Source organism: Streptomyces sp. NPDC050416 (assembly GCF_044458845.1).
Taxonomy (GTDB): Bacteria; Actinomycetota; Actinomycetes; order Streptomycetales; family Streptomycetaceae; genus Streptomyces.
On sequence record NZ_JBITII010000001.1, the window covers coordinates 83,208 to 109,619 of the forward strand.

Annotated in this window: 23 protein-coding genes; 9 read left to right on the forward strand and 14 right to left on the reverse strand. The window is 71.4% G+C overall.

Features of this window, described 5'->3' with window-relative positions; translation table 11 throughout:
• Positions 1-27: 27 nt before the first annotated feature.
• The 7 genes from ACIBL4_RS00415 to ACIBL4_RS00445 all read right to left on the reverse strand — a co-directional run bounded on the left by ACIBL4_RS00415 (position 28) and on the right by ACIBL4_RS00445 (position 6,571).
• Positions 28-375, reverse strand: a complete 348-nt coding sequence (locus tag ACIBL4_RS00415; RefSeq protein ID WP_399404946.1) for a fluoride efflux transporter FluC — start codon at positions 373-375, stop codon at positions 28-30.
• Complete coding sequence (locus ACIBL4_RS00420; protein ID WP_399404948.1) at positions 372-788, reverse strand: DUF190 domain-containing protein; 417 nt, start codon at positions 786-788, stop codon at positions 372-374. Before ACIBL4_RS00420 ends, ACIBL4_RS00415 begins: the two co-directional genes overlap by 4 nt.
• Entirely contained in the window at positions 785-1,246 is a 462-nt protein-coding gene (gene crcB / locus ACIBL4_RS00425) for a fluoride efflux transporter CrcB (protein ID WP_399404950.1), read from the reverse strand. Before crcB ends, ACIBL4_RS00420 begins: the two co-directional genes overlap by 4 nt.
• 169 nt (positions 1,247-1,415) lie before the next feature.
• Entirely contained in the window at positions 1,416-2,375 is a 960-nt protein-coding gene (locus tag ACIBL4_RS00430) for an SMP-30/gluconolactonase/LRE family protein (protein WP_399404952.1), read from the reverse strand.
• A 59-nt stretch (positions 2,376-2,434) separates the two neighbouring features.
• Positions 2,435-2,692: an ArsR family transcriptional regulator gene (locus tag ACIBL4_RS00435; RefSeq protein WP_356926805.1), complete on the reverse strand. Its 258-nt coding sequence runs from the start codon at positions 2,690-2,692 to the stop codon at positions 2,435-2,437.
• Between the two features lie 183 nt (positions 2,693-2,875).
• Positions 2,876-4,435 (reverse strand): arabinogalactan endo-beta-1,4-galactanase, encoded by a 1,560-nt coding sequence (locus tag ACIBL4_RS00440; protein WP_399404954.1) that lies wholly within the window; start codon positions 4,433-4,435, stop codon positions 2,876-2,878.
• Positions 4,436-4,549: 114 nt separating this feature from the next.
• Positions 4,550-6,571, reverse strand: a complete 2,022-nt coding sequence (locus tag ACIBL4_RS00445) for a beta-galactosidase (protein WP_399404956.1) — start codon at positions 6,569-6,571, stop codon at positions 4,550-4,552.
• A gap of 183 nt (positions 6,572-6,754) precedes the next feature.
• Between ACIBL4_RS00445 and ACIBL4_RS00450 the strand changes: the two genes are divergently transcribed.
• From ACIBL4_RS00450 to ACIBL4_RS00470, 5 genes are all read left to right on the forward strand, one after another.
• The gene (locus tag ACIBL4_RS00450; protein WP_399404958.1) at positions 6,755-8,074 is read left to right on the forward strand and encodes an extracellular solute-binding protein; all 1,320 of its coding nucleotides are present in this window, start codon (positions 6,755-6,757) and stop codon (positions 8,072-8,074) included.
• The gene (locus ACIBL4_RS00455) at positions 8,071-9,048 is read left to right on the forward strand and encodes a carbohydrate ABC transporter permease (protein WP_399404960.1); all 978 of its coding nucleotides are present in this window, start codon (positions 8,071-8,073) and stop codon (positions 9,046-9,048) included. Before ACIBL4_RS00450 ends, ACIBL4_RS00455 begins: the two co-directional genes overlap by 4 nt.
• On the forward strand, positions 9,045-9,953 hold the full coding sequence (locus ACIBL4_RS00460) for a carbohydrate ABC transporter permease (protein ID WP_399404962.1): 909 nt from the start codon (positions 9,045-9,047) through the stop codon (positions 9,951-9,953). The genes ACIBL4_RS00455 and ACIBL4_RS00460 overlap by 4 nt, the downstream gene beginning before the upstream one ends.
• Positions 9,950-10,981: a LacI family DNA-binding transcriptional regulator gene (locus tag ACIBL4_RS00465; RefSeq protein WP_399404964.1), complete on the forward strand. Its 1,032-nt coding sequence runs from the start codon at positions 9,950-9,952 to the stop codon at positions 10,979-10,981. Before ACIBL4_RS00460 ends, ACIBL4_RS00465 begins: the two co-directional genes overlap by 4 nt.
• A 73-nt stretch (positions 10,982-11,054) precedes the next feature.
• A complete protein-coding gene (locus ACIBL4_RS00470) occupies positions 11,055-11,444 on the forward strand; it encodes a MarR family winged helix-turn-helix transcriptional regulator (protein ID WP_399404966.1) in 390 nt (129 codons plus the stop codon).
• 30 nt (positions 11,445-11,474) lie between these two features.
• Here ACIBL4_RS00470 and ACIBL4_RS00475 read toward each other — a convergent pair whose 3' ends face one another.
• From ACIBL4_RS00475 to ACIBL4_RS00490, 4 genes are all read right to left on the reverse strand, one after another.
• On the reverse strand, positions 11,475-11,876 hold the full coding sequence (locus ACIBL4_RS00475) for an SseB family protein (protein ID WP_010043978.1): 402 nt from the start codon (positions 11,874-11,876) through the stop codon (positions 11,475-11,477).
• 111 nt (positions 11,877-11,987) lie between these two features.
• The gene (locus tag ACIBL4_RS00480) at positions 11,988-12,707 is read right to left on the reverse strand and encodes a Type 1 glutamine amidotransferase-like domain-containing protein (protein ID WP_399404968.1); all 720 of its coding nucleotides are present in this window, start codon (positions 12,705-12,707) and stop codon (positions 11,988-11,990) included.
• Between the two features lie 56 nt (positions 12,708-12,763).
• Positions 12,764-13,615 (reverse strand): phosphotransferase, encoded by an 852-nt coding sequence (locus tag ACIBL4_RS00485; protein ID WP_399404970.1) that lies wholly within the window; start codon positions 13,613-13,615, stop codon positions 12,764-12,766.
• 27 nt (positions 13,616-13,642) lie between these two features.
• Positions 13,643-14,302, reverse strand: coding sequence for a 1,4-alpha-glucan branching protein (locus ACIBL4_RS00490; protein ID WP_399404972.1), 660 nt, complete (start codon positions 14,300-14,302; stop codon positions 13,643-13,645).
• Positions 14,303-14,585: 283 nt separating this feature from the next.
• Between ACIBL4_RS00490 and ACIBL4_RS00495 the strand changes: the two genes are divergently transcribed.
• The 4 genes from ACIBL4_RS00495 to ACIBL4_RS00510 all read left to right on the forward strand — a co-directional run bounded on the left by ACIBL4_RS00495 (position 14,586) and on the right by ACIBL4_RS00510 (position 21,166).
• Complete coding sequence (locus ACIBL4_RS00495) at positions 14,586-15,788, forward strand: MFS transporter (protein ID WP_399404974.1); 1,203 nt, start codon at positions 14,586-14,588, stop codon at positions 15,786-15,788.
• A gap of 74 nt (positions 15,789-15,862) precedes the next feature.
• Positions 15,863-17,629 (forward strand): beta-galactosidase, encoded by a 1,767-nt coding sequence (locus ACIBL4_RS00500; RefSeq protein WP_399404976.1) that lies wholly within the window; start codon positions 15,863-15,865, stop codon positions 17,627-17,629.
• Positions 17,623-20,007: a beta-galactosidase gene (locus ACIBL4_RS00505; RefSeq protein WP_399404978.1), complete on the forward strand. Its 2,385-nt coding sequence runs from the start codon at positions 17,623-17,625 to the stop codon at positions 20,005-20,007. The genes ACIBL4_RS00500 and ACIBL4_RS00505 overlap by 7 nt, the downstream gene beginning before the upstream one ends.
• Positions 20,008-20,095: 88 nt before the next feature.
• Positions 20,096-21,166: a LacI family DNA-binding transcriptional regulator gene (locus ACIBL4_RS00510; protein ID WP_399404980.1), complete on the forward strand. Its 1,071-nt coding sequence runs from the start codon at positions 20,096-20,098 to the stop codon at positions 21,164-21,166.
• A gap of 9 nt (positions 21,167-21,175) precedes the next feature.
• Here the strand turns inward: ACIBL4_RS00510 and ACIBL4_RS00515 are convergent, their stop codons facing one another.
• The 3 genes from ACIBL4_RS00515 to ACIBL4_RS00525 all read right to left on the reverse strand — a co-directional run bounded on the left by ACIBL4_RS00515 (position 21,176) and on the right by ACIBL4_RS00525 (position 26,407).
• Positions 21,176-23,155: a heavy metal translocating P-type ATPase gene (locus tag ACIBL4_RS00515; protein ID WP_399404982.1), complete on the reverse strand. Its 1,980-nt coding sequence runs from the start codon at positions 23,153-23,155 to the stop codon at positions 21,176-21,178.
• Between the two features lie 110 nt (positions 23,156-23,265).
• Positions 23,266-24,927: a hypothetical protein gene (locus ACIBL4_RS00520; RefSeq protein ID WP_399404984.1), complete on the reverse strand. Its 1,662-nt coding sequence runs from the start codon at positions 24,925-24,927 to the stop codon at positions 23,266-23,268.
• A gap of 196 nt (positions 24,928-25,123) precedes the next feature.
• A complete protein-coding gene (locus ACIBL4_RS00525; protein WP_399404986.1) occupies positions 25,124-26,407 on the reverse strand; it encodes an NAD(P)/FAD-dependent oxidoreductase in 1,284 nt (427 codons plus the stop codon).
• Between the last annotated feature and the right edge of the window lie 5 nt (positions 26,408-26,412).

The following is a 26,412-nucleotide window of genomic DNA, read 5'->3' on the forward strand; positions in this document are numbered from 1 at the left end:
CCTACTACACGCGGGCGAGAACGGATCTCACAGACGCGCGAGCGCCACCCCCGCGAACGCCGCCCCGAGACCGGCCGTCAGGCCGGCCGCCACATTGAGGACGGCGTAGCCGCGGGCCCCCGTCTCCATCAGCCGCAGCGTCTCGTAGGAGAACGTCGAGTACGTCGTCAGGGCGCCGCACAGACCCGTGCCGAGCAGCAGCTGGACGTGTCCGGCGACGCCGGTGAGCAGGCCCAGGATCAAGCAGCCGGTGACGTTCACCGCGAAGGTGCCCCAGGGGAAGACGGAGTCGTGCCGGGACTGCACCGTGCGGTCGGTGAGGTAGCGCAGCGGGGCGCCAACCATCGCGCCCCCGACGACCAGCAGCCAGTTCACAACGACCTCTTACCCTTCGTGTCCGTTTCGCCCGGGGTGTCCTCCCGGCCGGTGGTGGGGGTGCCCCCGGTCGAGCGAAGCCGAGACTGGGGGAGGATGACCTCGCAGTCGTCGAGGGTCACCAGGCCCTCGGTGACGAGTTCGTCGAGCTGGGGCAGGAAGGCCCGCACGCGTGGCTCGGTGTCGACGATCACGACGGCGACCGGCAGGTCGTCGCTCAGGGACAGCAGCCGCGAGGTGTGGATCAGTGAGGAGGCGCCGAAACCCTCGACGCCCCGGAAGACGCTGGCGCCCGCGAGGCCCGCCGCGTGGGCCCGGTGGACGATCTCCGAGTAGAGGGGCTTGTGGTGCCAGGTGTCGTTCTCGCCGACGAAGACGGTCAGGCGCAGGGCCCTGCCGGTCAGCCGTGTCATGGCTGCCTCCACTTCAGGACACGGCGGGTCGACCAGGCCGCGAGCCACACCGCCGTGAGCGCCGCGACCGGGGTCGCGGCGAGGTAGGTCAGGCCGGTGCGGAGGTGGCCGCCGTCGGCCAGCTTCTGGATGTCGACGGCGTACGTCGAGAAGGTCGTGAAACCCCCGAGCACGCCGGTGCCGAAGAACGGGCGGACCAGGCGGTGTGTGGCCCGGAACTCGGTGATGACGACCATGAACACGCCGATCACGGCACAGCCGGCGACATTGACCCAGAAGATCGTCCAGGGGAAGCCGCCGGTGTGCGCGGGCCACCACAGGGACGCCGCGTAGCGGGCGGCGGCCCCCGCTCCCCCGCCGAGCGCCACCGCCGCGACGACGGGCGCCTGGGCGCGCCAGGCGGGCGGGTGCGGGGCAGCGGGGCGGATGCGGAGGCTTTCCGTCTCGGGGGCCGTCATGGTCGTACGTCTCCTACTCGCCGGGGCCCGGGATCGTGCGGGCGCGTGCCGTCGCAAGTAGGGACCGTTGGCGGCGTCCGTGCCGCGGTTCGGGTACGGCGGGCCCCACCGCCGCGCCGCGAGAGGTGTCGCGGCCGGGGTTCAGGTTAACTCCGGTGGCGAACCGGCGTCACTTCGGGCCGGGTGGCTCGCAGACCGCCACGCCCGGCTCCCAGAGGCTGCCCAGCACGAGGTGTCCGCCCGCTTCGCACACGCTGGTGACCATCCGGTATCCGGAGTGGCGGCGGGCGAGGTGGTGAAGGACGCGACCCTCGTCGTCGAAGGCCAGCACGGCGATCGTTCCGGTGGGACGGAAGGGAGCGCGTACGGCCACGCGGGCGGCGGCCCGGCGCACCGCGGGCGCACTGCGGTGGAACAGGTCGAGGGCGGGGACGCGGGGTCCGGCCAGTGCGACCCAGACCGGTCCGTCCGGGGCGCCGCGCCAGAGGTTGTCGGGCATGCCCGGGAGGTTCTCGGCGAAGGGCTCGCTCCGGCCCGCGCCGGGTCCGGTGAGCCGGTAGCGGGTGAGGCGGCGGGCGCCGGTCTCGGCGATGACGAGGAACGACTCGTCGGCCCCGGCGGCGAGCCCGTTGGCGAACTGGAGGCCGTCCAGCACCACCTCGGGGGTGTCCGCGCCGGGGGCCAGACGCAGCAGGCGACCTGTCCCGGTGTGTTCGACGATGTCGCCGATCCAGTGGTCCAGGGAGTGGCGGCGGCTGGAGACGGTGAAGTACACGCTGCCGTCGGAGAGGGACACGACGTTGCTGGCGAACCGGATCCGCTCCCCCGCCACCGTGTCGGCGAGGACGCGGACCGTGCCGTCGCCGGTGCCGACGCGCAGCAGTCCGCGTTCGGCGTCGCACACCAGCAGGTCGCCGTCCGGGAGGAGTTCGAGCCCGAGCGGCCTGCCGCCGGTCTCGGCGATCACCTCGGAACGGGCCGTCACCGGGTCCCCCAGGCCGTCCAGGCGCAGGATGCGGCCGTCCGCCAGCCCGGTCAGCACGCGGCCGCGCGGGTCGGCGACCACGTCCTCGGGGCCGTGGCCCACCGTGACGTAGTGGCGTGGGACGAGTGCCGTGGGACGTTCCATCGCGCGTGTGTCCTTCACCGTCGGGGGAGCTTCCGGGGTAGGGGGTCGTACCGGGTCGCCTACCAGCCCTTTTCAAACATCCGGGCGACCTCGGCGATGCGCATCTCGTCGCGGTGGTAGTGCACGCGGCCCGCTGACCGGCTGGTGCGCAGCATGCCGGTGGCGTGGAGCAGCCGGAGGTGGGTGACGGCGACCGGGCGGGGCATCGAGAACCTCTCGGCGACGGCGTCCGCGGTGACGCCGTGCGCGGCTGGGCCGGGTTCCTTCAGCCAGGCCAGGATGCGCAGGCGGGTATCGTCGGTGGGAGTCCTCAGCATGTCCTGCCCCTGCCTCGCGGCTCTGTCCTCTTACCGCGTCTTCCCACTGTCTCGCAGTCGAAGCCGCCGCGCTCGGGACTCCGCATCCTTGACCGATACCGAACTGCCGTACGGGACAAGTGAGTTCGGAAACGCGTGAGGGCCCGGCCGCGTGCGTGCGGCCGGGTCCCCCTTCTCCGTGGGTCAGCGGTGGCGGAACCAGGACATCGACGACAGCGCCCGGTCGTCGTAGCCGAACAGCGCCTGGTTCTCCCAGGCGTTGCCGGAGGACGCGTCGGTCGGATCCCAGCCGTTGCCGTTCACCGCGGTCCAGGTCGCCTCCCAGTAGAAGATGCCGAGGCCACGGCCGTTCGGGACGGCCTCCACGATGCTCGCCACGTCGTTCATCCACCGGGTCTGGCCGGCCACGCTCGCCGGGTAGCCGGAGACCAGCTCGGCGCTGGTGTCGATGATGTTCTCGTGCGCGTCCTCGCTGTCCAGGCGGAACGGGTAGGCGGTCTCGGCGACGAAGACCGGCTTGCCGTAGCGGGAGGCCGCGTCATCGAGGGTGGTCTGGAAGTCGGCCAGCGTGCCGTGCCAGTAGCCGTAGTACGACAGACCGATCGCGTCGAACTTCACGCCGTTGGAGCGCGCGCTGTCGAACCACCAGCGGGTGCCGGCCAGGTCACCGCCCTTGGCGAGGTGCAGGGCGACGGTGGTGCCCGAGTTGACCGCCTTGACCGCGTCGTAGCCGGAGTTGAGCAGACCGGCCAGCTGAGGCCAGTTGGAGGTCGATCCCTCGTTCCACAGCATGCCGCCGTTGATCTCGTTGCCGACCTGGACCATGTCTGCGGTGGTGCCCTGCGCCTTCAAGGCGTTCAACACGTCGTACGTGTGGTTGTACACGTCGGTCTTCAGTTGACTGTACGAGTGTCCGGCCCAGGCGGCGGGTTTGTCCTGGCGGCCGGGGTCGGCCCAGAAGTCCGAGTAGTGGAAGTCGACCAGCAGCTTCATGCCCTGCGCCTTGACGCGCTTGGCCGTGGCGAGGACGTGCGCCTTGTTGTTGTAGCCGTCGGCCGGGTTCACCCAGACCTTGAGGCGCGCGTAGTTCATGCCGGACGACTTGAGGATGGCCAGGGCGTCACCGGACGTGCCGGAGCTGTTCCGGTAGACGCCGCCCTTGGCGTCGCTCTTGGCCAGGGACGAGATGTCGGCACCCTTGATCGACGTACTGGACGTGCCCGAGGTGAAGGTCAGGTCGTCAACATTGATCCAATTGCCCGCGTTGGCGTCACTGTTGACGCTGATCGTGCACTGGTTGCCGGTCACATTGACCGGCACGACGATCCGGATCCACCCACTGGCCGAGACCGGCAGGTCGGTGCGCTGCTCGGCGCCGCCGCAGTTCTTCAGCGCTATGTACGCGGACTTCTGCCCGCCGCCGGAGCGCACCCAGGCGGTGAGCTTGTAGGCGCCGTTGGTGAGTCCGGACAGGTACTGGTACGTCTCCACCTTGTAGGCGGTGGAGGCCCAGTGGCTCAGGCGGTAGCTTCCGCCGTGGCCGCCGGACTCGGTGAACGAGGCGCCGGTGTCGCCGTACTCGGACCAGCCGCCCGGTGTGGCCGCGCCCGCGCCGTCGGCCTCGAAGCCGCCGTTGGTCAGCGTGCTCGCGGCGTGGGCGGAGGTGGCGGGCAGGGCGGTGAGGGCGAGCCCCGCCGCGAGCGGGAGAAGCAGGGTTCTGAGTGTGCGTCTGGGATGGAACATCGTCGTCCGTCGTCCCTTCGACGTGGGGGTTGGGGGTGCCCCTCACCGGTGGGCGGGTGAGGGAACCCCTCCGCCCGCGGCTCGTGCGGCTCACGCGGGCGGAGGGAGTCGGTTTCAGCCGTCGAGCCGGACGACCCGGACGGCTCCGGCCGGGACCGCCAGCCGGCCCGCGGCGCGTTCACCGGTCAGCAGTTCGGTGCCGGAGGCCTCCAGCGGCACCTTGGCGTCCGAGGCGGTGTGGTTGACGGCGAACACGTAGGTGCCCGACTCGCCGGTGCGGCGCACCACTTCGACGTCCCGGGGCAGGTCGGCGCGCGGGGCGAGCCGGGCGTCCTCGACCGCCCAGCCGAGCAGCGCGTCCAGGCCGTCGGCACCGAGCCGGGTGGAGACGTACCAGGCGGTGCCCTCGCCGCGGCGGTGCCGGGTGACGGCGGGCCGCCCGGCGGTGAGGCCGTCGGCATACGTCAGGACGGTCTCGGCGCCGCGCGGCACCACGAACTCAGTCCACACGTCCGCGCCCAGCTCGGATCCGTCGGGGCCGGTGACGCTCACCCGCTCGCCGGGCAGCAGCGGTGAGAACTCCTCGACGGTGAGGCCGAGGACGTCCCGCAGGGGGCCCGGGTAGGCGCCCTCGTGGACGGCGTCGTGCTCGTCGACGATGCCGGAGAAGTACGAGACGACCAGGGCGCCGCCGTTCTCGACATAGGCCGTGAGGTTGTTCCCAGCCGCCTCCGTCATCAGGTACAGGGCCGGAACGACGACAAGGGGATACCTCGACAAGTCGGCTTCCGGGTGGGCGAAGTCGACGGTGAGGTGGCGGTCGTAGAGGGCCTCGTAGAAGGAGTCGGCGCGTTCGCGGGCGTCGTGGTCGACGCTGGGGCGCCAGTCGAGGTTCTGCGCCCACCAGGATTGCCAGTCCCACAGCACGGCCACGTCGGCCTCGGTGCGGGTGCCGCGGATCTCGCTCAACGCGCCGACGGCGGCGCCGAGTTCGACGACCTCGCGCCACACGCGGGTGTCGGTGCCGCCGTGCGGGACCATCGCCGAGTGGAACTTCTCGGCGCCGCGCCGGGACTGGCGCCACTGGAAGAACATGGCGCCGTCGGAGCCGCGCGCCACGTGCGTGAGGGAGTTGCGGGCCATCTGGCCGGGGGCCTTGGCCGGGTTGCGGGGCTGCCAGTTGACGCCCGAGGTGGAGTGCTCCAGCAGCAGCCAGGGGGCGCCGCCCGCGACGGAGCGGGTGAGGTCGGCGGCCATGGCCAGGTTGACGTGGGTGCGGCGGCCGTCGGTGATCAGGTAGTGGTCGTTGGTGACGATGTCGACCTCGCGGCCCCAGGCCCAGTAGTCGACGGAGTCGCACTGGCTCAGCGCCGTCATGAAGTTGGTGGTGACCGGGACGCCCGGGGACAGGCGGTGCAGGATGTCGCGCTCCGTCACGAAGTTCTCGCGCATGGTGGCGTCGGCGAACCGCTTGTAGTCCAGCGCCTGGCCCGGGTTGACGGCCGCGGGGGTGAGCCGGGGCGGGTTGATCTGGTCGAGGTCCGTGTAGCGCTGGCCCCAGAAGGCCGTGCCCCAGGCCTCGTTGACCGCGTCGACCGTGCCGTACGTGGTCGCCAGCCAGCGGCGGAAGTGCGCGGCGCACGAGTCGCAGTAGCAGGCCGAGACGGGGACGCCGTACTCGTTGTGCACGTGCCACATCGCCAGGGCGGGGTGGTCGCCGTAGCGTTCGGCGAGCTTCGTGGTGATGGCGGCGGCGGCCGCGCGGTAGTCCGCGTTGCTGTGGCAGATCGCGGCGCGGGAGCCGAACTCGTAGCGCACGCCCTCGGCGGTCACGGGCAGGGCGTCGGGGTGGGCCCGGTAGAACCAGGCGGGCGGTACGACGGTGGGGGTTCCGAGGTCGACGCGGACGCCGTGCTCGTGCAGCAGGTCCAGGAGCCGGTCGAGCCAGCCGAAGTCGTGGCGGCCGGGTGAGGGCTCCAGCAGCGCCCAGGAGAAGATCCCGACGCTCACCATGGTGACGCCGGCCTCGCGCATCAGCCGGACGTCCTCCTGCCAGACGCTCTCCGGCCACTGCTCGGGGTTGTAGTCCCCACCGAAGGCGAGCCTGGTGAGGCCCCTGGGGGTGGTCTCCGGCATGGATGGTCTCCCGGTCGGTCGATCAAATGGGAACGTGCACACACAGCGACGCGTGCGGAGCCCAACATAACCGCACAGCAACAACCATTGACAAGTGTCCGGGATGTTTCTCTACTGTGAACGCTCACAGAAGCATGGCAGGTTCTCGCAGCAGGCGAGGACCCCAGGTCAGGGGAGAGATCCATGCCGTACACGAAGCGCCGCCGCCTCGTGACATCCGCCGTCGCCCTCGCGCTCGGCGCCACCGCCCTCGCCGCCTGCGGCTCGGAATCCGGGGACAGCGAGACCGAGTCGGGGCCGGTCTCGCTGACGTACTGGACCTGGACGCCCGGCATGGACAAGGTCGTGGACCTGTGGAACAAGGGGCCGGGCAAGAAGGACCAGATCACCGTCACGGTGAAGAAGCAGGCCTCCGGCGACACGCTCATCACCAAGATCCTCACCGCGCACAAGGCGGGCAAGGCGCCCGACCTCGTGCAGGCGGAGTACCAGGCGCTGCCCACGCTGGTCAGCAACGACGCCCTGGCGGACATATCGAAGAACGTGGGCGACGCGAAGGACAGGTTCGCCGACGGTGTCTGGCAGCAGACGACGCTGGGCACCGACGCCGTCTACGCGGTCCCGCAGGACATCGGGCCGATGATGTTCTACTACCGCGAGGACCTGTTCAAGGAGTACGGCCTGACGGTGCCGACGACCTGGGACGAGTTCGCTAAGACCGCGCGCAAGCTGAAGCAGGCCGCCCCCGACAAGGACCTCACCACCTTCTCCGCCAACGACTCCGGCCTCTTCGCGGGCCTCGCCCAGCAGGCGGGCGCCAAGTGGTGGACGACCTCCGGTGACCAGTGGAAGGTCGCCATCGACGACGCGGCGACGCAGAAGGTCGCGAAGTTCTGGGGCGGCCTGGTCAAGGAGGGCGCCATCGACAACCAGCCGATGTACACCCCGTCCTGGAACAAGGCGCTCAACACCGGCAAGCAGATCGCCTGGGTCAGCGCCGTGTGGGCACCGGGCACGCTCACCACGGCCGCCCCCGCCACCAAGGGCAAGTGGGCCATGGCCCCCCTCCCCCAGTGGTCCGCGAGCGAGAACCGCACGGGCAGCTGGGGCGGGTCCTCCACCGCCGTCACCACGGACTCCAAGCACCAGGAGGCCGCCGCCGAGTTCGCCACCTGGCTGAACACCGACGGCGACGCCCTCAACGCCCTGGCGAAGGAGAGCGGCATCTACCCGGCCGCCAAGAACGCCCAGACCAGCGGCGCCTTCCTCAAGCCGCCGGCCTACTTCTCCAACCAGGCCGACTTCTACAGCAAGGCCGCCGACATCGCGGAGACCACGGCGCCGGCCGCCTGGGGCCCCAACGTGAACGTCGCCTACACCACCTTCAAGGACGCCTTCGGCGCCGCCGCGAAGAACAAGTCGGACTTCGGCGCCGCGCTGAAGGAGATGCAGGACGACACCGTCGCCGACATGAAGAAGCAGGGCTTCGAGGTCGCGGAGTGAAAAGCACGGCACACCGGCAGTCGTACGGGGTCAAGGGGGCCCCGTACGCCCACCCGTCTCCCATCACCACCCTCAAACGAGCGCGAAGCGCCCCCTATTTCTTCCTCATCCCCGCGACGATCCTTTTCGCGCTCTTCTTCGCGCTGCCGATCGGCTACGCGGTCTGGCTCAGCCTCCGCAAGGTGAAGGTCTCCGGCCTCGGCCTGGGCTCCGGCGCCCGCAGGGAGGTCTGGGCCGGGCTGGAGAACTACACCGACGCCCTCACCGACAGCGAGCTGGTGAACGGGGCGCTGCGCGTGCTGGGTTACGGCTGCATCGTCGTCCCCGTCATGCTCGGCCTCGCCCTGCTGTTCGCGCTGATGCTGGACTCCGAGAAGGTGCGGCTGGCCCCCTTCACCCGGCTCGCGATCTTCCTGCCGTACGCCATCCCCGGGGTGGTGGCAGCGCTGCTGTGGGGCTTCCTGTACCTGCCGGACGTCAGCCCCTTCTACTTCGTGCTCGACAAGCTGGGCCTGCCGCAGCCGGACCTGCTGGACGGCGGGCCGCTGTACCTGGCCTTGTCGAACATCGCGGTCTGGGGCGGCACCGGCTTCAACATGATCGTCATCTACACCTCGCTCCAGTCGATCCCGGCGGAGGTGTACGAGGCGGCGAAGCTGGACGGCGCCACCCCGGCGCAGATCGCGCTGCGGATCAAGATCCCGATGGTGGCGCCCTCGCTGGTGCTGACCTTCTTCTTCTCGATCATCGCGACGCTCCAGGTGTTCAGCGAACCGACCACACTCAAGCCGCTCACCAACTCGGTGTCCACGACGTGGAGTCCGCTGATGAAGGTGCACCGGGACGCGTTCGGCGAGGGTGACATCTACGGCGCCGCGGCGCAGGCCGTGATCATCGCGTTCGTCACGCTCCTGCTGTCCTTCGGCTTCCTGCGGGCCGCGAACCGTCGTCAGAAGCAGGAGGCAGCCCGATGAGCTCCCTTGCCGTTTCCCAGGCCGAGCCGGTGGCGGGCACCGCGCCCGGTACCGCTCAGGGCCGCCCGCCGCTGCGCCGCCGGATCGCCCTGATCCCGACGGTCACGCTGTTCCTGGGGGCGGTCTACTGCCTGCTGCCGGTGGCCTGGGTGGTCATCGCGGCCACGAAGTCCGGCAGTGAGCTGTTCTCCACGTTCACGTTCCTGCCGGGCACGGGCTTCGCCGACAACTTCCGGGATCTGAGCGCCTACCGCGACGGCGTCTACTGGTCGTGGATGGGCAACTCCGCCCTGTACGCCGGGCTCGGGGCCCTGCTGTCTACCTGCGTTTCGGCGTTCAGCGGCTTCGCGCTGGCGACCTACCGCTTCCGGGGCCGCGAGACGATCTTCAACGTGCTGCTCGCGGGTGTTCTGATGCCGCCGGTGATCCTGGCCATCCCGCAGTACCTGCTGCTGGCGAAGGCCGACCTCACGGACTCCTACCTGTCCGTGCTGCTGCCGCAGATCCTGTCGCCGTACGGCGTCTACCTCGCCCGGATCTACGCCGCCGCCGCAGTGCCGGCCGACGTGGTCGAGGCCGGCCGTATGGACGGGGCGAGCGAGTGGCGGATCTTCACGCGGATCGCGCTGCCGATGATGATCCCGGGCATGGTGACGGTGTTCCTGTTCCAGTTCGTGGCGATCTGGAACAACTTCCTGCTGCCGTACATCATGATCAGCGACGACGAGAAGTTCCCGATCACCCTCGGCCTGTTCACGTTGCTGGAGCAGGGCGCCAACACCCCGGCGCTGTACACCCTGGTGATCACCGGCGCGTTCCTGGCGGTGCTGCCGCTGGTCGCTCTCTTCCTGGTCATCCAGCGGTTCTGGAGTCTGGATCTGCTCTCCGGAGCCGTAAAGTCATGACCATGAACGCTGCGGGAGGCAGGCGCAGGCCGCCCACGATCCACGACGTGGCGCGCGAGGCGGGGGTCTCGCGCGGCACGGTCTCGCGTGTACTCAACGGCGGCCACTACGTCAGCCCGGCCGCCCAGGAAGCGGTCAACGCGGCCATCCGCAGGACGGGTTACGTCGTCAACCGGCACGCCCGCTCCCTGATCACCGGGCGGTCCGACTCGATCGGCTTCCTGTTGACCGAACCGCAGGAGAAGTTGTTCGAGGACCCCAACTTCAACGTCCTGCTGCGCTGCTGCACCCAGGCGCTGGCCGCGCACGACATCCCCCTGCTGCTGATGCTGGCCGGCACGCAGGACGAGCGGCGGCGGATCACGCGGTACATCACCGCGGGCCACGTCGACGGCGTGCTGCTCGTCTCCAGCCACTCCGCCGACCCGGTCGCCGAGCAACTGCACGGGGCGGGGGTGCCCCTCGTACAGTGCGGCAAGCCCATGGGGCGCGGCACCAAGGTGAGCTACGTGGCGGCGGACGACCGGGACGGCGCCCGCGACATGATGCGCCACCTGCTGTCACTGGGCCGCCGCCGTATCGGCATGGTGAACGGCCCGGTGGACACCCCGGGCGGTGTCGATCGCCTCGCCGGCTACAAGGAGGTGCTCACGGAAGCGGGCCTCGAGATCGACGAGCGGCTCATCGTCACCGGCGACTGGGGCCGGGCCAGCGGCGAGGCGGGCGCCGAGCGGCTGCTGGCGCGGGCCCCGGACCTGGACGCGGTGTTCGTCGCCTCGGACCTCATGGCGCAGGGCGTGCTGGCCGCCCTCCAGCGGGCGGGGCGGCGCGTGCCGCAGGACGTCGCGGTGGGCGGCTTCGACGACTCCCCGGCCGCCGTGGCCTCCAGCCCCGAGCTCACGACGATCCGGCAGCCGTGGGACCGGATCAGCGCCGAGATGGTGCGGGTGCTGCTCGCGCAGATCGGGGGCGAGGATCCGGCGGCGGTGATCCTGCCGACGGAGCTGGTCAAACGGGAGTCGACCTAGGATCCGGTGCCCGGGCAGAGGCATGCACTGCATGCACCGACATTGAATGCCGCGCCGGTGTTACCGTTCACATATGGCGTCGAAAACGGCTGGTGGGCGGCTCGAGGAGCGGTGGCGGGACATCCTGTCGGCGCACGCGCGCACGATGTGCGAGATCGACCGGGTGCTGCATCCGCACGGCCTCGGCGCGTCCGACTTCGAGGTCCTGGACATCCTCGCCACGGCGGCGCCCGAGGAGGGCGAGCAGTGCCGGGTGCAGAACCTGGTCGGGCGGGTGCATCTCAGCCAGAGCGCGCTGTCCCGGCTCATCGCCCGGCTGGAGAAGGACGGGCTGGTGACGCGTTCGGTGTGCGTGGAGGACCGGCGCGGCGTGTGGGTGGCCCTGACCTCCAAGGGCCGTGACCTGCACGCGGAGGTACTGCCGCTGCAGCGGGCCGCGCTGGCCCGGACACTGGGCGCGTAGCCCGCCCGGCCCGGGCCGGCGTACTCGGTCCTACGGGCGTGCCAGCAGGGTGCGTACTCCCTCCGAGGTGAGGGTCAGGCGGTGCTCCGAGCTGCCGTCTATGGTGAGCGACAGGTCGTCGGCCGGCCACTGGGCGGCCAGGGCGCCGAGCGGCACCAGGCGGTAGCGGGAGACGAACGGCAGCAGCCCGGCCATCTCCACCTCGGAGGTGAACACGGGCACCACCGGCTCGCCGCCGGGCTGCTCCAGCACCGGCAGTGCCACCGCCGAGGGGTTGGCGGCGTCGGCGTCGTTCGCGTCGTCGGGCACGGGGATGAGCACGTCGCTGTTGGCGAGCGCGTCCAGAGCCGCCGCGTCCTCGGTGTTCTCGGTGAGGACGTCCAGAGCCCGCTGGGCGGGCGTGGGCGTGGGGTCGTTTGCGGGTGTCTCCATGGCAGATTCCCTGGTAGCGGCGGTCGTGCGGCCCGCCCGGGGCATGATCCGCCCCGGACGCGGTGCTGCTCGCGTACCCGATCGTGGCCGGGGCAATCCTGCGTGATCCGGTCAAGCCCCGAGCAACCGACACGGCAGTGCACGCTCACCCACGCCATCACCCCCGGCCGGCTCCACCCGGTACACCCCGGCTCCCCTCGTCCGGCTGACGGCCTCCGTCAGCACACCGTCCGTGAACAGCGCCGCGGCCCCGTCCTCCACCGCCCAGCCCGCCGGCAACCGCCCCGCTGCCACGGCCGCGCGGTAGGAGGGGCGACGGCCCGGTTCACTGTCGTAGTGCGGGCAGACGGAGCCGGGCAGCAGCTCCAGGCCGTCGGGGAGGTGTGTCAACGGCCCGAAGGAGTCGGTGTGCGAGCCCTCGGCCCAGCAGTTGGCACCGGCGCTGATGCCGCACAGCAGCGCGCCACGGCCGTAGGCCTCTCGCAGCAGCCGGTCCACGCCATGGGTTCGCCACACCGCGAGGAGGTTGGCCGTGTTGCCGCCGCCCACGTAGATGACGTCCTGGGCGAGCAGGAAGGAGCGCAGTGCGTCGTCGTCCAGCTCACGGCGGAACAACTGCAGGACGGAGGGTTCACAGGCGGGGCGGCTCCCGAACGCCGCACGGAACTGTTCGATATAGGCCGGTGCGTCTCCGCTGGCCGTGGGTACGAAGCACACCTTGGCGCGGGACACACGTGCCCGGGCCGGCACCCAGTCGTCGAGGAGGCCGTCGTCGTCGGTGGAGAAGCCGCCGCCGAGGAGGGCGATGCGCTGCGGGGGTTCGACGGCCATGGCTGTGCCTTCCTGGACGGTGCGTGTGAGCCTGCGTGTGCCTCTGAGTTCCGCGATCAGCCGTGGGAACCCTGGCCATTGCGTTCGAGTGCCGCCCGGATCTGGCCCAGCCACTCCCCCGCCAGCCGGCGCCCGTCGGGGAGCTGGTCGTCTCGGTCCCAGCGCCATGTTGTGATCATCGCCAGTACGAGGATCCGGCACTCGCGCAGCAATCCCTGGTCGACGCCCGGATACAGCTCGCCGACTTCTTCGGGCGCATGGGCGAGGTCGAATTCGACGGGCCCGCGGCAGCACGTCTCGAGGTCGATGAACAGCAGCCCGTTCCTCGTGGTGAGGAGGTTGCCCGGGTGGGGCTCACCGTGCAGCAACTGCTCCGGAGCGCCGCGCTCGCCGATCGCTCGCCTGAGGCTCCGCAACGTGTCCCCGAGCAGCTCCCGGTCCGCGTCGGCGAGCACCGGCGTGCGGTCGCGGTTCGCCACGAGTTGTTGGGCCTGCTCGACTCGGTCCGTGAAGTGCGGGGCGGCGAAAGCGAGTTCGCGCATGCCGGTATGCAGCAGCTGGAGCGCGGTGGCGTAGTCGGCCGGTGAGATCTCTCGGGGCGTCGCGGTTTCGTAGTAGGTCCAGAGCGTGATCTCGTAGCCGTCACGCTCATGGACGCGTGGCTCCACTCGAGGTTCGAGAGCAGCCACGGGGCATCCGGCTTCGGCGAGCCGCTGGGCGAGGTCGACTTCGAACTGTGCGACCCGATGCGCCGCAGGTGCCACCCGGGCCAGGACATCGCACGGCAGGAGACGCAGAGTGAGCTTGTTCGAGTCATGGAGGACGCGCGCGTCGTCGGCTCTCAGGCCGAGTGAAGAGGCGGTCGACAGGGCCGCTGCCACCGCCCGCCGGGCCTCAGACGTCTCCATCGTCGCCTGGCCTCTCTCCCTTGAGCACTAGAAGCGCGGGCCGGTGTGCAGAACGGCGAAGACCCCGCGGGCCCGGGTGCCGTCCGGGAGCTCCCAGGCGCCGCTGACCTGGCCGGTCGCTCCCGGGGAAGGGGGAAGCGGGCCGTCGGGGGCGGGGCTCAGGATCCGGTGCAGGTGGAGGGTCGTGCCGTGCGGGGCGGTCAGCCGGGTGCCGTCCTGGTCGTCGGTGGCGACGAAGTCCGTGGGGAGGGGGCCTTCGCCGGTGTGGGAGGCGGCGACCTCCCGGTCGGGCTCGTGGCTGACGCTCTGGGCCTGGGCCTGCGCCCGGCCCTCGATCAAGGCGGCCAACTGGGCGACCAGCACGGGATCGTGGCAACCGTCGTAGGCCCAGCGCCGCCCGAGCACACCATGCTCCATGGTGCCCACGAGGGCGTGCTCCGCCCCGTCGAGCGCGGCACCGCGATAGGTGAGCGGCACCTGGTAGGTGACGGGCAGAGGGCCCGAGGTGTCGGTGACGACCATGAACTCGATCCCGACCTCGCCCTCCGGGTCGTCCAGCCGGAACCCGCCGGCCTTGGCCAGCTGCGGTCCGGCGGCACCACCGCGGTACCACGGACGGGACGGCAGCCAGGAGGTGAGCAGTTCCAGCTTGGTCGGTTCGACCGTGGTGCGGTGGATGACGGCCATGCCGAGGGTTTCCTTCCGTCCGTTTGTGCCGGTCCGAGGGCGCAGGTGGCCCACGCGCGCATTAGATCAGCCGCCCTACCGGCTTGACCACGCGATTACAGGTGGGGGCGAGGCAGCCCGGAGGCTGCGTCGGCTTCTCATTCGTGCCGTCAAGGGGTGTCGGCGAGGGTGATGTTACCGGTAACATCACCCTCGCCCGCCCTCGCTTCGAGCCGTACGCGCCCTGTCCGCCGCCCGCTGCCGGCTGCCCGCCGCACGCGGCCGGCCGTCCCCCGGAGTCCGCGTGACCGACCAGCCCACCGCGCAGCGCGCGGTCAGCCTCTCCCCCGACCCGCCGGCCCCGGTCTTCAGCCGGTCCGCCACGGTCGCCTCCTGTGCGGGCTTCGTGCTCATGGGTGCGTTGCAGGCCCTGTACGGGCCCGCGATCCCCGGCTTCCGCGCGGAGTTCGGGCTCTCGCCGTCCGCCGCCGGGCTGGGGCTCAGTGCCCACTTCGTCGGTGGCGTGGCCGGTGTGCTGCTGTTCGACCGGCTCTACGGGCGGGTCGGCAACCGGCACCTCCTCGGCAGCTCCTACCTGCTGATGGCGGTCGGCGCGGCAGGTTTCGCGCTGGCGCCCGGCTGGCCCATCGCCCTGGCGGCGGCCCTGCTCGCCGGGCTCGGTTTCGGCGGCATCGACTACGGGCTCAACCAGCTGTTCGCCGTGGGCTTCGGCCACAAATCGACCGCGATGTTGAACATCCTCCACGCCCACTTCGGCATCGGCGCCATCCTCAGCCCTGCCCTGATCGGCATGGTCGGCTCCGAGCACTACCCGGCCGTCTTCCTCGGTTTCGCCCTCGCCAACCTGCCGTTGCTGCTGTGTCTGAGGGGCGTACGGAACGAGGCGCCCGTCCCGGCCGCTGAGGAGGCGAGCCGTGGCGGGGTCCTCCGGCGGAGCCTCGCCTCGGTGCTCGGCGTCTTCGTCGCGCTCTACGTCCTGCACGTGGGCATCGAGGCCGGTGTCGGCGGCTGGGAACCCACCCACCTGGAGAGCGTCGACTACGGCGCGGGCGTGGCCGCCACCGCCACCTCCGTGTACTGGCTGATGATGACGGTCGGCCGCTTTCTGGTCGCGCCGCTCGCGCTGCGCTTCTCCGCTCAGGCGATCATCACCGTGTCCTGCGCGGGCATGACGGTGTGTCTGCTGGCCGCGGCCGTGCCGGCGCTGGCGCCGTACGCGTACGCCGGTGTGGGTCTGTTCATCGCGCCGATCTTCCCCACCGGGCTGCCCTGGCTGAACCGGGCCGCCCCGCGGGCCCGCAGAGCCGGTGCCCTCGTCATCGCCGCGTCCATGGTCGGCGGTGTCGTGGCGGGTCCGGCGCTGGGCAAGGCCATCGAATGGTCGGACGTTCGCGCGGTGCCCCTGCTGCTGTGCGGAGTCTCGGCGCTGTGCCTGGCCGCGACGCTCTGGCTGATCCGCGTCACCCGCTCCACCCGCTCCCACTGAAACGTCCACCGCCGTCCATCGACGTCCACCGCCGTCCATTGACTTCCGCCCGCATCCCGAAGGGAAGCCTGCTCATGCCCGCTCTGACGACGACGTCCGACGGATTCCTGCTGCACGGCGAGCCGTTCCGGATCATCTCCGGTGCGCTGCACTACTTCCGTGTCCACCCCGGTCTGTGGTCCGACCGGCTGCGCAAGGCGCGGCTGATGGGCCTCAACACGGTGGAGACGTACATCCCGTGGAACCACCACCAGCCCGACCCCGAGGGCCCTGTCGTGTTCGACGGCCTCCTCGACCTGCCCCGGTTCCTCCAACTCGCCCGGGACGAGGGGCTGCACGTGCTGCTGCGTCCCGGCCCGTTCATCTGTGCCGAGTGGGACGGCGGCGGCCTGCCCGACTGGCTGACCTCGGACCCGGACATCCGGCTGCGGTCCAGCGATCCGCGTTTCACCGGGGCCGTCGACCGCTACCTGGACCTGCTGCTGCCCGCGCTCCGGCCGCACCTGGCCGCGGCGGGCGGTCCCGTCATCGCCGTGCAGGTGGAGAACGAGTACGGGGCCTACGGCGACGACAGCGCGTATCTGAAGCACCTGGCCGACGCGTTCCGCTCCCGGGGCGTCGAGGAGCTGCTGTTCACCTGCGACCAGGGCGACCCCGAGCACCTGGCCGCCGGGAGCCTGCCGGGCGTGCTGACCGCCTGCACCTTCGGCAGCCGGGTCGAGCAGAATCTCGGGCGGCTGCGCGAGCACCGCCCCGAAGGCCCGCTGTTCTGCGCGGAGTTCTGGATCGGCTGGTTCGACCACTGGGGCGGGCCGCACCACGTACGGGACGCGGCCGACGCCGCCGCCGATCTGGACCGGCTGCTGTCCGCCGGGGCGTCCGTCAACCTCTACATGTTCCACGGCGGCACCAACTTCGGCTTCTCCAACGGCGCCAACCACAAGCACGCCTACGAGCCCACCGTGACGTCGTACGACTACGACGCCGCGCTCACCGAGTGCGGTGACCCGGGCCCGAAGTACCACGCCTTCCGGGAGGTCATCGCCCGCCATGTCGGTGTCCCCGACGAGCCCGTCCTGGCGCCCGGCCCCAAACTGTGGCCGACCGGTGTCGAGTTGGACGGCCGGGCACCCCTGCTACCTCTCGTCGGCACGCTAGCCGTTCCCGTCCGTACCGACGACCCGGTGACCATGGGCGAGCTCGGGCAGCACACCGGCTACGCGCTCTACCGCACCGTCCTGCCCGCCTCCGGTGACGGCCTGCTGCACTTCGCCGGCGGGGTCGGCGACCGTGCCCAGGTCTTCGTCGACGGCGCACCCGCCGGTGTGCTGGAGCGCGAACGTCACGACGAGGCGCTGCCGGTGCGTGTCCCGCACCCGGGAGCCAGGCTGGAGGTGCTCGTCGAGAACATGGGCGGCGTCAACTACGGGCCTCGCATCGGAGCCCCGAAGGGTCTGCTCGGGCCCGTCTCCTTCAACGGCACGGCCCTGCGCGGCTGGGACTGCCACGCGCTGCCGCTGGACGACCGGGAGGCGGTGCCGTTCACCCTGGGCGACGGGGCGGCGGTCACCGTGCCGGCCTTCCACCGGGGCACGTTCGAGGTGGACACACCCGCCGACGCGTTCCTCGCCCTGCCCGGCTGGACGAAGGGGCAGGCCTGGGTCAACGGCTTCCATCTGGGCCGCTACTGGAACCGCGGCCCGCAGCACACGCTGTACGTCCCGGCGCCGGTGCTGCGGCCGGGCGGCAACGAGCTGGTCCTGCTGGAACTGCACGGCACTGCCACCACCCGCGCGCAGTTGACCGACACGCCCGACCTCGGCCCGGAGAACACGTGGTGACCCCGCACCGGCTGCGCGTGCCCGCGCCCTCCGTTCCCCCGCCGACCGGCCACCTGCCCTTCGCGGACGCGCCGGGCGTACCCGACCCGATCGGGGTCACCAGCCGCTGGCTCACCCGCGGCGGCCGACCCTGGTTCCCGGTCTCCGGCGAGTTCCACTACTCCCGCTACCCGGCCCGGGAGTGGGAGGAGGAACTGCTGAAGATGAAGGCGGGCGGCGTGACCGCCGTCGCCTCGTACGTCATCTGGATCCACCACGAGGAGACCGAGGGGCGGATCCGCTTCGACGGCGACCGCGATCTGCGCCGCTTCGCCGAGCTGTGTGCCCGTCACGGCCTGGACTTCATCCCGCGGATCGGCCCGTGGTGCCACGCGGAGGTACGCAACGGCGGGCTGCCCGACTGGCTGCTCGCCCGCGTCCGGGCGCCGCGCACCGACGATCCGGCCTATCTGGAGCCCGTACGCGCCTGGTTCGCGGCGGTCGCGGAGCAACTGCGCGGTCTGGACCGGGCGCACGGCGGCCCGATCCTCGCGATCCAGATCGAGAACGAGCTCTACGACCAGCCCGGCCATCTGCGCACCCTGAAGCGCCTGGCCCAGGAAGCCGGGCTGAGCGCGCCGCTGTGGACGTCGACCGCCTGGGGCGGGGTCCGGCTCCCGGGCGAGGAGCTGCTCCCACTGTACGGCGGCTATCCGGAGGCGTTCTGGACGGAGGCGGACGGCGGCTGGCCCGACACCTGCCGCAAGCACTTCTTCTTCACCCACGAGCGCGACGACGAGGGCATCGGCGCCGACCTGCGGCCCATGACCGCACGCGGCGCCGACCCGGCACCGGCGGACCGATTCCCCTGGGTCACCTGCGAGTTGGGCGGCGGCATGGCGGTGGCCTACCACCGGCGTCCCAGGGTGGAGGCCGCCGACGTGGCCGCGCTGGGGCTCACCACGATCGGCTGCGGTTCGGTGTGGCAGGGCTACTACATGTTCCACGGCGGCACGAACCCGCCCGGAGAGCTGACGACCCTCCAGGAATCACACGCCACCGGGTACCCCAACGACCTGCCGGTCCTGACCTATGACTTCCAGGCCCCGCTCGGGGAGTACGGCCAGGTGCGTTCCTCGTACCACGAACTACGGCTCCAGCACCTGCTGCTGGCCGACTTCGGGCACCGGATCGCTCCCATGGAGTCCGTGCTGCCCGAGCGGCTGCCGACGGGGCAGCACGACCGGGAGACGCTGCGCTGGGCCGTCCGTACCGACGGCACGTCGGGCTTCCTGTTCGTGACCAACCACCAGCCGCACGAGCCGCTGCCCGACCACCCGGACACGGCCTTCACGGTCGACTTCCCGGACGCGCCCGCACTGACCCTGCCGAGCACTCCCGTTACCGTGCCCTCGGGCGCCTGCTTCTGCTGGCCCCTGCGGCTGGACGTGGCCGGGCTGCGGCTGGAGTGGGCGACCGCGCAGCCGGTGTGCACCGTCGAGGTGGACGGCCGTACGGTCCTGGTGCTGGCCGCGACCGACGGCATCGCGCCCGAACTGGCCCTGGACGCGGACACGGTGGCGTCCGTCGCGACACCGACCGGAGAGGTCACGCCGGTCGGCGGCCGGATCCTGGTCACTGGGGTGCGGCCCGGCACCGACGCCCTGGTCGAGGTGGACGCCGCCGACGGTTCACGCGTCGGGCTGCTGGTCCTGGACGCGGCGACGGCCCGTACCGTCTACCGGGGGGACGCCTGGGGAGCCGAGAGGCTGGTGCTGTGCGGGGACGGTGTCGTCTTCGACGGTGACGAGGTACGGCTGCACAGCCCGGCCGCCGAGCCGTCGTGCGCGGTGCTGCCCGCGCCGGATTCCGCCCCGGTGGTGGCGGGGACACGGGTGCGGGAGGCGGCGGACGGCGTGTTCACCCGCTACACGATCGAGGCCGCGCCCCTTCCGGACACCGCGGCGCCCGTCACTCTGGTCAGGCCCGCCGGTCCGGCGCCCGAGCCGGTGACCGGCGTGCAGGGGCGGGCTAGCGTGCCGGCGGACAAGTACGTGGAGACGGTGGCCGCCGAGTACCGCGTCGACGTACCGGAGGACCTGCTGCGGGCGCCCGCCGGTGTCCTGCTGCGGCTGCGCTGGACGGGTGATCTGGCCCGGGCCTACGTGGGGGACGTCCTGGTCGCCGACCAGTTCTACTCGGGCCGGGTCTGGGACATCGGCCTGGACCGGCTGCCGGTCGAGGCGCTGGGAACGGATGGCCTGCGGCTGAAGGTGCTGCCGTTGGCAGCGGACGCCCGGGTTCATGTGCCCGGACAGGTGGGCGAAGCGTGGCGAGTGGCGGGTGTGCGGCACGCCGAGTGGGTGGTCACGCGCGCGTGGACGGTGCGGGCCGGCTGAGAAACCCCACGGGCCCCGCCCGGCCTATGCTGTGCTCCTGCCGGGCGGGGTCAGGACCGCCGCAACCGACGTCGAGGAATCACCCGCCATGACACCGAGCGCCACCGACAGCCCTGTCCCCAAGGGCCGCAGCAGGCGCAACTTCGCGGGGGCACGGCCGGTGATGGCCGATGTGGCCCGGCTGGCCGGCGTCTCCAAGCAGACCGTCTCCCGGGTGCTCAACGACCATCCGGCCGTCCGCCCCGAGACGCGCGAGGCGGTCCTGGACGCCATGCGCACCCTCGGCTACCGGCCCAGCCGCAGCGCGCGGTCGCTGGCCAGCGGCCGGACCCGGATGCTCGGGGTCATCTCCTTCGACGCCGCCCGGTACGGGCCCGCGTCCATCCTGACCGCCATCAACACCGCGGCGCAGGAGGCCGGTTACCTGGTGAGCTCCATCGCGCTCGACACGGCCGACCACGACACCGTCGTGGAGGCCGTGAACCGGCTGTCGGCCGAGGGCGCGGACGGCGTGATCGCGATCGCCCCGCAGCAGTGGGTGGGCCGGGCCCTGGCGGAGACCGACCTCGGGACTCCCCTGGTGGTGCTGGAGAGCGCCCTCGACGACAGCACGCCCCTGGTCACCGGCGACTCCCGCACCGGGGCCCGCAAGGCCACCGAGCACCTCCTCCGCCTCGGGCACGCCACGGTCTGGCACATCGCGGGCCCCGCCGGCTGGACCTCCGCCGACCACCGTCTGGCGAGCTGGCAGGCGACGCTCCAGGCGGCCGGTGCGGACGTCCCGGCCCCGCTCGCCGGGGACTGGAGCGCCGACTCCGGTTACGACCTGGGCCGCCGGCTGGCCAGGCGCCCGGAGGTGACGGCGGTGTTCGTCTCGAACGACCAGATGGCGCTGGGCCTGCTGCACGCCCTGCACGAGTCCGGGCGCTCCGTCCCCGGGGACGTCAGCGTCGTCGGCTACGACGACATCCCCGAGGCCGGGCATCTCCTGCCGCCGCTGACCACCGTCCGCACCGACTTCGCCGAGATCGGCACCCGTTCCCTGCGGCTTCTCCTGGACCGCATCGACGGCCCCGGGGGGCAGCCTCGCGTCGACACGCTCGTCCCCGTGGATCTCGTGGTGCGGGCCAGCACCGGCCCGCCGCCGCCGGTGGGCTGACGGCGTTCGTCAGTCGCTTCCGTCCGCGCAGGCCCGCTGCCAGGCCGTCTCCCGCAGCAGACGCAGGCCGTTCAGGCCGACCAGGACCGTGGAACCCTCGTGGCCCGCGACGCCCAGTGGCAGCGGCAGGTTTCCGGCCAGGTCCCAGACGACGAGACCGGCGATGAACACCCCGGCGACGACGAGGTTCTGCACGACCAGCCTGCGCGCACGGCGCGAGAGGGCGACGGTGGCGGGGACCGCCGCGAGTTCGTCGCGCACGATCACGGCGTCGGCGGTCTCCAGGGCGAGGTCGGAGCCCGCCCGGCCCATGGCGATGCCGGTGTGGGCGGCGGCCAGGGCGGGTGCGTCGTTGACGCCGTCCCCGACGACCAGCACCTTGCGGCCCGCGCGCTCCATCTCCTGTACGGCCGTCAGCTTGTCCTGCGGCAGCAGCCCGGCGTGCACGTCGTCGATGCCGGCTTCGGCGGCGAGGTGTGCGGCGGCCCGGGGGTTGTCGCCGGTGAGGAGCGTCGGGGCGGTGCCGGTGAGCGTGGTGAGCGCGGCGACGGTGGCGGCGGCGTCCGGGCGCAGCCGGTCGGCGATGCCGAGCAGCCCGGCGGGGGCGCCGTCGACGAGGACCAGGACGGCGGTACGGCCGGACTCCTCCAGTTCCCCGGCGACGGCGGCGACCGTGCTGCCGGTGCCGTCCAGGAGACGGGACGGGGCGCCGACGGCGACCGCACGGCCGCTCACGACGGCGGTCACTCCCACGCCGGGCGCGGAGGTGAAGTCCTGCGCTTCGGGCAGGCCGAGACCGCGCTCGCGGGCCGCGTCCACGACCGCCCGGGCCAGCGGATGCTCGCTGGGCCGCTCGGCGGCTGCCGCCAGCGTCAGCAACTCCCCTTCGTCCAGGCACGATCCGGGCAGCGGCCGGACGTCGGTGACGCGCGGGCTGCCCTCGGTCAGCGTGCCGGTCTTGTCCAGCGCGACCGCGTCGACCTGGCCGAGCCGCTCCATCACCACGGCCGACTTCACCAGCACGCCGTGCCGTCCGGCGTTGGCGATGGCCGACAGCAGGGGCGGCATGGTGGCCAGCACGACCGCGCACGGCGAGGCCACGATCATGAACGTCATGGCGCGCAGCAGCGCGTCGGTGAGCTGCTCGCCGAAGGCGAGGGGCACCAGGAAGACGGCCAGCGTCGCGGCCACCATGCCGAGCGAGTAACGCTGTTCGACCTTCTCGATGAACAGCTGGGTGGGCGCCTTCGTCTCGGACGCCTCTTCCACCATCCGGACGATCCGGGCGATCACCGAGTCGGACGCGTCGCGCTCGACCCTGACCCGCAGGGCGCCGGTGCCGTTGAGGGTGCCCGCGAAGACCTCGTCGCCCGGCTCCTTCGCCACGGGGAGCGGCTCGCCGGTGATGGTCGCCTGGTCCACGTCGCTCGCCCCGTCCAGCACACGGCCGTCGGCGCCGACGCGCTCACCGGGGCGGACGAGGACGGTGTCACCGACCGCCAGCTCCTCGACGGGTACGGCCTGTTCGCCGCCGTCCGGGGTCAGCCGGGTGGCCGTGGCGGGGGCGAGATCGAGCAGGCCGCGGACGGAGTCGGCGGTGCGGGCGGTGGCCAGCGCCTCCAGCGCGCCCGAGGTGGCGAAAATGACGATGAGCAGGGCACCGTCCATGACCTGCCCGATCGCCGCCGCGCCCAGTGCGGCGACGACCATCAGCAGGTCGACGTCGAGCGTGCGCTCCTTGAGCGCCTTGAGCCCCTCCCAGCCCGGCTCCCAGCCGCCCGTGACGTACGACAGGGCGTAGAGCGGGCCCCAGGTCCAGGAGGGTGCGCCGGTCAGCTGCAAGGGCAGCGCGAGCAGGAAGAGGACGGTGGCCGCCGCGGCCCAGCGCGCCTCGGGGAGCGCGAGGACACGGGTACGCCGCCGGGGCACGGTCCCGGTGCGCGCGGGCTCCGCCCGGTCGACCGGCTGCGGCGTGAGGGTGGAGGTCATCAGAAGAGTCCTTCGGGCGGGGGCATGCCTCCCCACCATACAGGAACACATGAAGACTGATTCATGTCTTCATCGGTGACCGGACTCAGCCGTTGCGGATCGCTCCGGGACTAGTGCTTCTCGGTGGCCCCCCACGTGTCGAGGTAGGACTCGGCGCCGCGGAACAGGTCGTCCACCACGTCCTGGCCGCCGACCCGGCGGATGTCCTCGATCCAGTCCGGGACGAGGCCGTAGTGGGCGGCCCCGTCGGTGTTCAGGTCCCAGGTGCGCTCGCCGGTGGTCTGCCGGTCGATGACGGAGCCGCCGTCGACACTCTTGAAGGGGTAGGTGACCTTGTTCGGGGCGTCCGCACCCCGTGGGGCCGGCCAGCCGCCGACGCCGTTCATGTCGGTGCCGTAGCCGTAGCCCACGCCGTACTTGTCGCGCAGGGCCTCCGTGCGCTTGGCCTCCGCGATGAATCCCTCGGAGCCGTGCATGTACTGGGCGATGAACCCGCCGAGGCGGTAAACCCGTTCGGTCCAGTTCAGGTCCATCCAGCTGTGCGAGGAGAGCACGCCCGGGTAGGACTCGGCCTCGAAGATGTCGAGCACCCGGCCGGTGGCCTTGACGCTCATGTGGTCGATCTCCAGCATCATCCCGCGTTTCATCATGCCGCGGACGGCGTACTCGCCGAGTCCGGTGAGTCCCCGGACGTTGCACTGGGCGTCCGCCTTGTACGAGGGCACCCGCACGCCCGCCGGGAGCTTCTTCTCGGCCGCGGCCGCCGTCGCGTCGCCGATGGGGTTGTCGTGCTGCGGGCCCTTGCACGTCTCCGTCTTCCAGAAGGTGCCCGTCGACAGGAACTGCCCGACGTTGATGGCCGTTCCGAGCGTGCCCGAGTCGAAACGGACACCGCACAGCGCGTTGTCGAACTTGTGGCACAGGAACATGCTGCGCACGCCCAGCGCGTACAACTCGTCCAGGCCCTTGTCGATGTCGGCCCTGCTGCACTGCGGGATGTCGAGGACCTGCTTGCAGCCGAAGGGCTCGGAGGTCTCGACGCCGAGGACGACCGCCAGCTTGCCCTGCTCGATCACCTCACGGGCCTGCGCGCTGTCGGTGACGATCCGGAACCAGCCCTTGCCGGGCCCGCCGTACATCTTGTCCACGAAGGACTGCATGTCGTACGTCAGTTTGGCCTGGAGCCGGATGGACGTCATCTCGTCGCAGCCGCGGTCCTTGAAGAAGTACACCGAGCAGATGACGCCGTTGGTGACGAGGTCGTTCACCAGCACCCGCTGACCGCCGCGCCAGGCCCGCTCCACCCAGGCGTAGTAGTTCTGCTGGTGGGTCAGCGAGTCGTGGGCCGGCCAGTCCTTGAAGGTGGGCCAGCCCACCGGGTCGTGTTTGCCGTCGCCCCCGTTGGTGATGAAGTCGAAGATCGCGAGCGAGCCGTCCGGGTAGTGCTCGGGGCAGTCCTTGAGCGCGTCGGCGACACCCTGCTCGGAGAACGGCTTTCCGCAGATCAGACGGCCACCGAAGCCCTCGTTGGCGAAAATGTGGTCGTGCGCGTCGACGAAGCCGCGCACGTCGCCCTTGGCGTCGGTGCCGGTGAAGGGCTCGCCCGTGACGTTGATCCGGGAGTCCGGCGCGGGCCGTGCGGCCGGGTTCCACCAGTCGGATCCGGCCGCCGAACTGGGCGTCGGGCCCAGCGCGACGGCCAGGACGAACAGTAGGAGCGACACGACGGTGACGTTCTTGCGTCGGCGGTACGGGCGTCCTGCACTGGTCACGGCCCACGTCCTCGGTCGGGGGGTGGCGGGGTCGACGTACCGGCCGGCTCGGGGCCCCGAAGGCCCGGGGCCGACGCCGGGTTGTCATGACCTCATCCAAGGGTGCGACGAGGATGACCACTGCCGCGTCACGAGTCAAGAGCCCGTGACCGATGACCTACTGACGGGTCATCGGTTCACCGGGGCTGGAGCCCGCTCAGCGCAGACGGTCCTTGACCTTGTAATACGCGCCGCCGAACGGCAGGAACCAGGGGGTGCCGTTGTAGAACGGGACGGGGACCTTCGGGAAGCCGAGGCCGCGCAGCGGGTTGGCCTCCGGGCGGCCGTCCATCATCTCGGCGACCGCGCGGCCCATGTAGGTGGCCATCTGGACACCGTGGCCGCAGTAACCCATCGAGTAGTACAGGCCGTTCGCCTCCCCCGCGTGCGGCAGCCGGTCCCAGGAGAAGCCGACCATGCCGCCCCACACGTAGTCGATCCGCACCCCGGCGAGCTGCGGGAAGATCTCGGTCATCTCCCCCTTCAGGACGTCGCCGCTCTTGACATCGGAGGCCGGGTTGGAAGGGGCGAAGCGGGCCCGGCCGCCGAAGGCGAGGCGGTGGTCGGGCGTGAGGCGGATGTAGTGGCCGATGTTCTTGGAGTCGACCACCAGGCGCCCGTTCGGGATCAGCGCCTTGGCGCGCGTCTCGCCGAGCGGCTCGGTGACGATGATGAAGCTGCCGACGTTGATGAGCCGCTTACGGAACCACGGCAGTGCTTTGTCGGTGTAGGCGTCGGTCGCCGCCATCACCTGCTTGGCGCGGATCGTGCCGCCCAGCGTCTCGACCACGAAGCCACCGCCCGGCAGGCGGGTGAGGCCGGTCGCGGCGTTGCGCTCGTGGATCTCCGCGCCCGCCCGCTCCGCGGCCTCGGCCAGACCGTGCACGTACTTGCCGACGTGCAGGGCGGCGCTCAGCGGGTCGAGCAGGGCACCGTGGTAGTAGTCCGAGTTCAGTTCGGACTTGAGTTCACCGCGGGTCAGGAGCCGGGTCTCGTGGCCGAAGTTGTCGGCCAGGTCGCGCTGGGTGGCCCGCATCGACTCGAAGTGCTGGGGCTTGAAGGCGACTCCGAGCCGGCCGGCGCGGTGGAAGTCGCAGTCGATCCGCTCCGTGCGCGTGATCTCCTCGACCACGTCGACCGCTTCGCGGAACGCGTCGTACAACTCGCGCGCCCGCTCCTGCCCGTAGCGTTTGCGGGCCTCGGCGGGGCTGATGGTGAGGCCCTGGGTGCACATACTGCCGTTGCGCCCGGAGGCGCCCGAGCCGACCTTGTCCTTCTCGACGAGGACGACCCGGGCGCCCTTGCGGGCGGCGTGGTAGGCGGTGGACAGGCCGGTGAGGCCGCCGCCGATCACCACCACGTCCGCCTCGTCGGGCAGGTCCTTTCCGGAACGGTCGGGCAGGGCGGGGGCGGTGTCGAGCCAGTAGGGGATCTGCTTCATGGCGT

Bases quoted from the DNA above. Each gene is read 5' to 3' on its own strand.
- ACIBL4_RS00420 (WP_399404948.1), bottom strand. From the start codon at position 788: ATGACACGGCTGACCGGCAGGGCCCTGCGCCTGACCGTCTTCGTCGGC.
- crcB (WP_399404950.1), bottom strand. From the start codon at position 1,246: ATGACGGCCCCCGAGACGGAAAGCCTCCGCATCCGCCCCGCTGCCCCG.
- ACIBL4_RS00430 (WP_399404952.1), bottom strand. From the start codon at position 2,375: ATGGAACGTCCCACGGCACTCGTCCCACGCCACTACGTCACGGTGGGC.
- ACIBL4_RS00435 (WP_356926805.1), bottom strand. From the start codon at position 2,692: ATGCTGAGGACTCCCACCGACGATACCCGCCTGCGCATCCTGGCCTGG.
- ACIBL4_RS00440 (WP_399404954.1), bottom strand. From the start codon at position 4,435: ATGTTCCATCCCAGACGCACACTCAGAACCCTGCTTCTCCCGCTCGCG.
- ACIBL4_RS00445 (WP_399404956.1), bottom strand. From the start codon at position 6,571: ATGCCGGAGACCACCCCCAGGGGCCTCACCAGGCTCGCCTTCGGTGGG.
- ACIBL4_RS00450 (WP_399404958.1), top strand. From the start codon at position 6,755: ATGCCGTACACGAAGCGCCGCCGCCTCGTGACATCCGCCGTCGCCCTC.
- ACIBL4_RS00460 (WP_399404962.1), top strand. From the start codon at position 9,045: ATGAGCTCCCTTGCCGTTTCCCAGGCCGAGCCGGTGGCGGGCACCGCG.
- ACIBL4_RS00465 (WP_399404964.1), top strand. From the start codon at position 9,950: ATGACCATGAACGCTGCGGGAGGCAGGCGCAGGCCGCCCACGATCCAC.
- ACIBL4_RS00470 (WP_399404966.1), top strand. From the start codon at position 11,055: ATGGCGTCGAAAACGGCTGGTGGGCGGCTCGAGGAGCGGTGGCGGGAC.
- ACIBL4_RS00475 (WP_010043978.1), bottom strand. From the start codon at position 11,876: ATGGAGACACCCGCAAACGACCCCACGCCCACGCCCGCCCAGCGGGCT.
- ACIBL4_RS00480 (WP_399404968.1), bottom strand. From the start codon at position 12,707: ATGGCCGTCGAACCCCCGCAGCGCATCGCCCTCCTCGGCGGCGGCTTC.
- ACIBL4_RS00485 (WP_399404970.1), bottom strand. From the start codon at position 13,615: ATGGAGACGTCTGAGGCCCGGCGGGCGGTGGCAGCGGCCCTGTCGACC.
- ACIBL4_RS00490 (WP_399404972.1), bottom strand. From the start codon at position 14,302: ATGGCCGTCATCCACCGCACCACGGTCGAACCGACCAAGCTGGAACTG.
- ACIBL4_RS00500 (WP_399404976.1), top strand. From the start codon at position 15,863: ATGCCCGCTCTGACGACGACGTCCGACGGATTCCTGCTGCACGGCGAG.
- ACIBL4_RS00510 (WP_399404980.1), top strand. From the start codon at position 20,096: ATGACACCGAGCGCCACCGACAGCCCTGTCCCCAAGGGCCGCAGCAGG.
- ACIBL4_RS00515 (WP_399404982.1), bottom strand. From the start codon at position 23,155: ATGACCTCCACCCTCACGCCGCAGCCGGTCGACCGGGCGGAGCCCGCG.
- ACIBL4_RS00525 (WP_399404986.1), bottom strand. From the start codon at position 26,407: ATGAAGCAGATCCCCTACTGGCTCGACACCGCCCCCGCCCTGCCCGAC.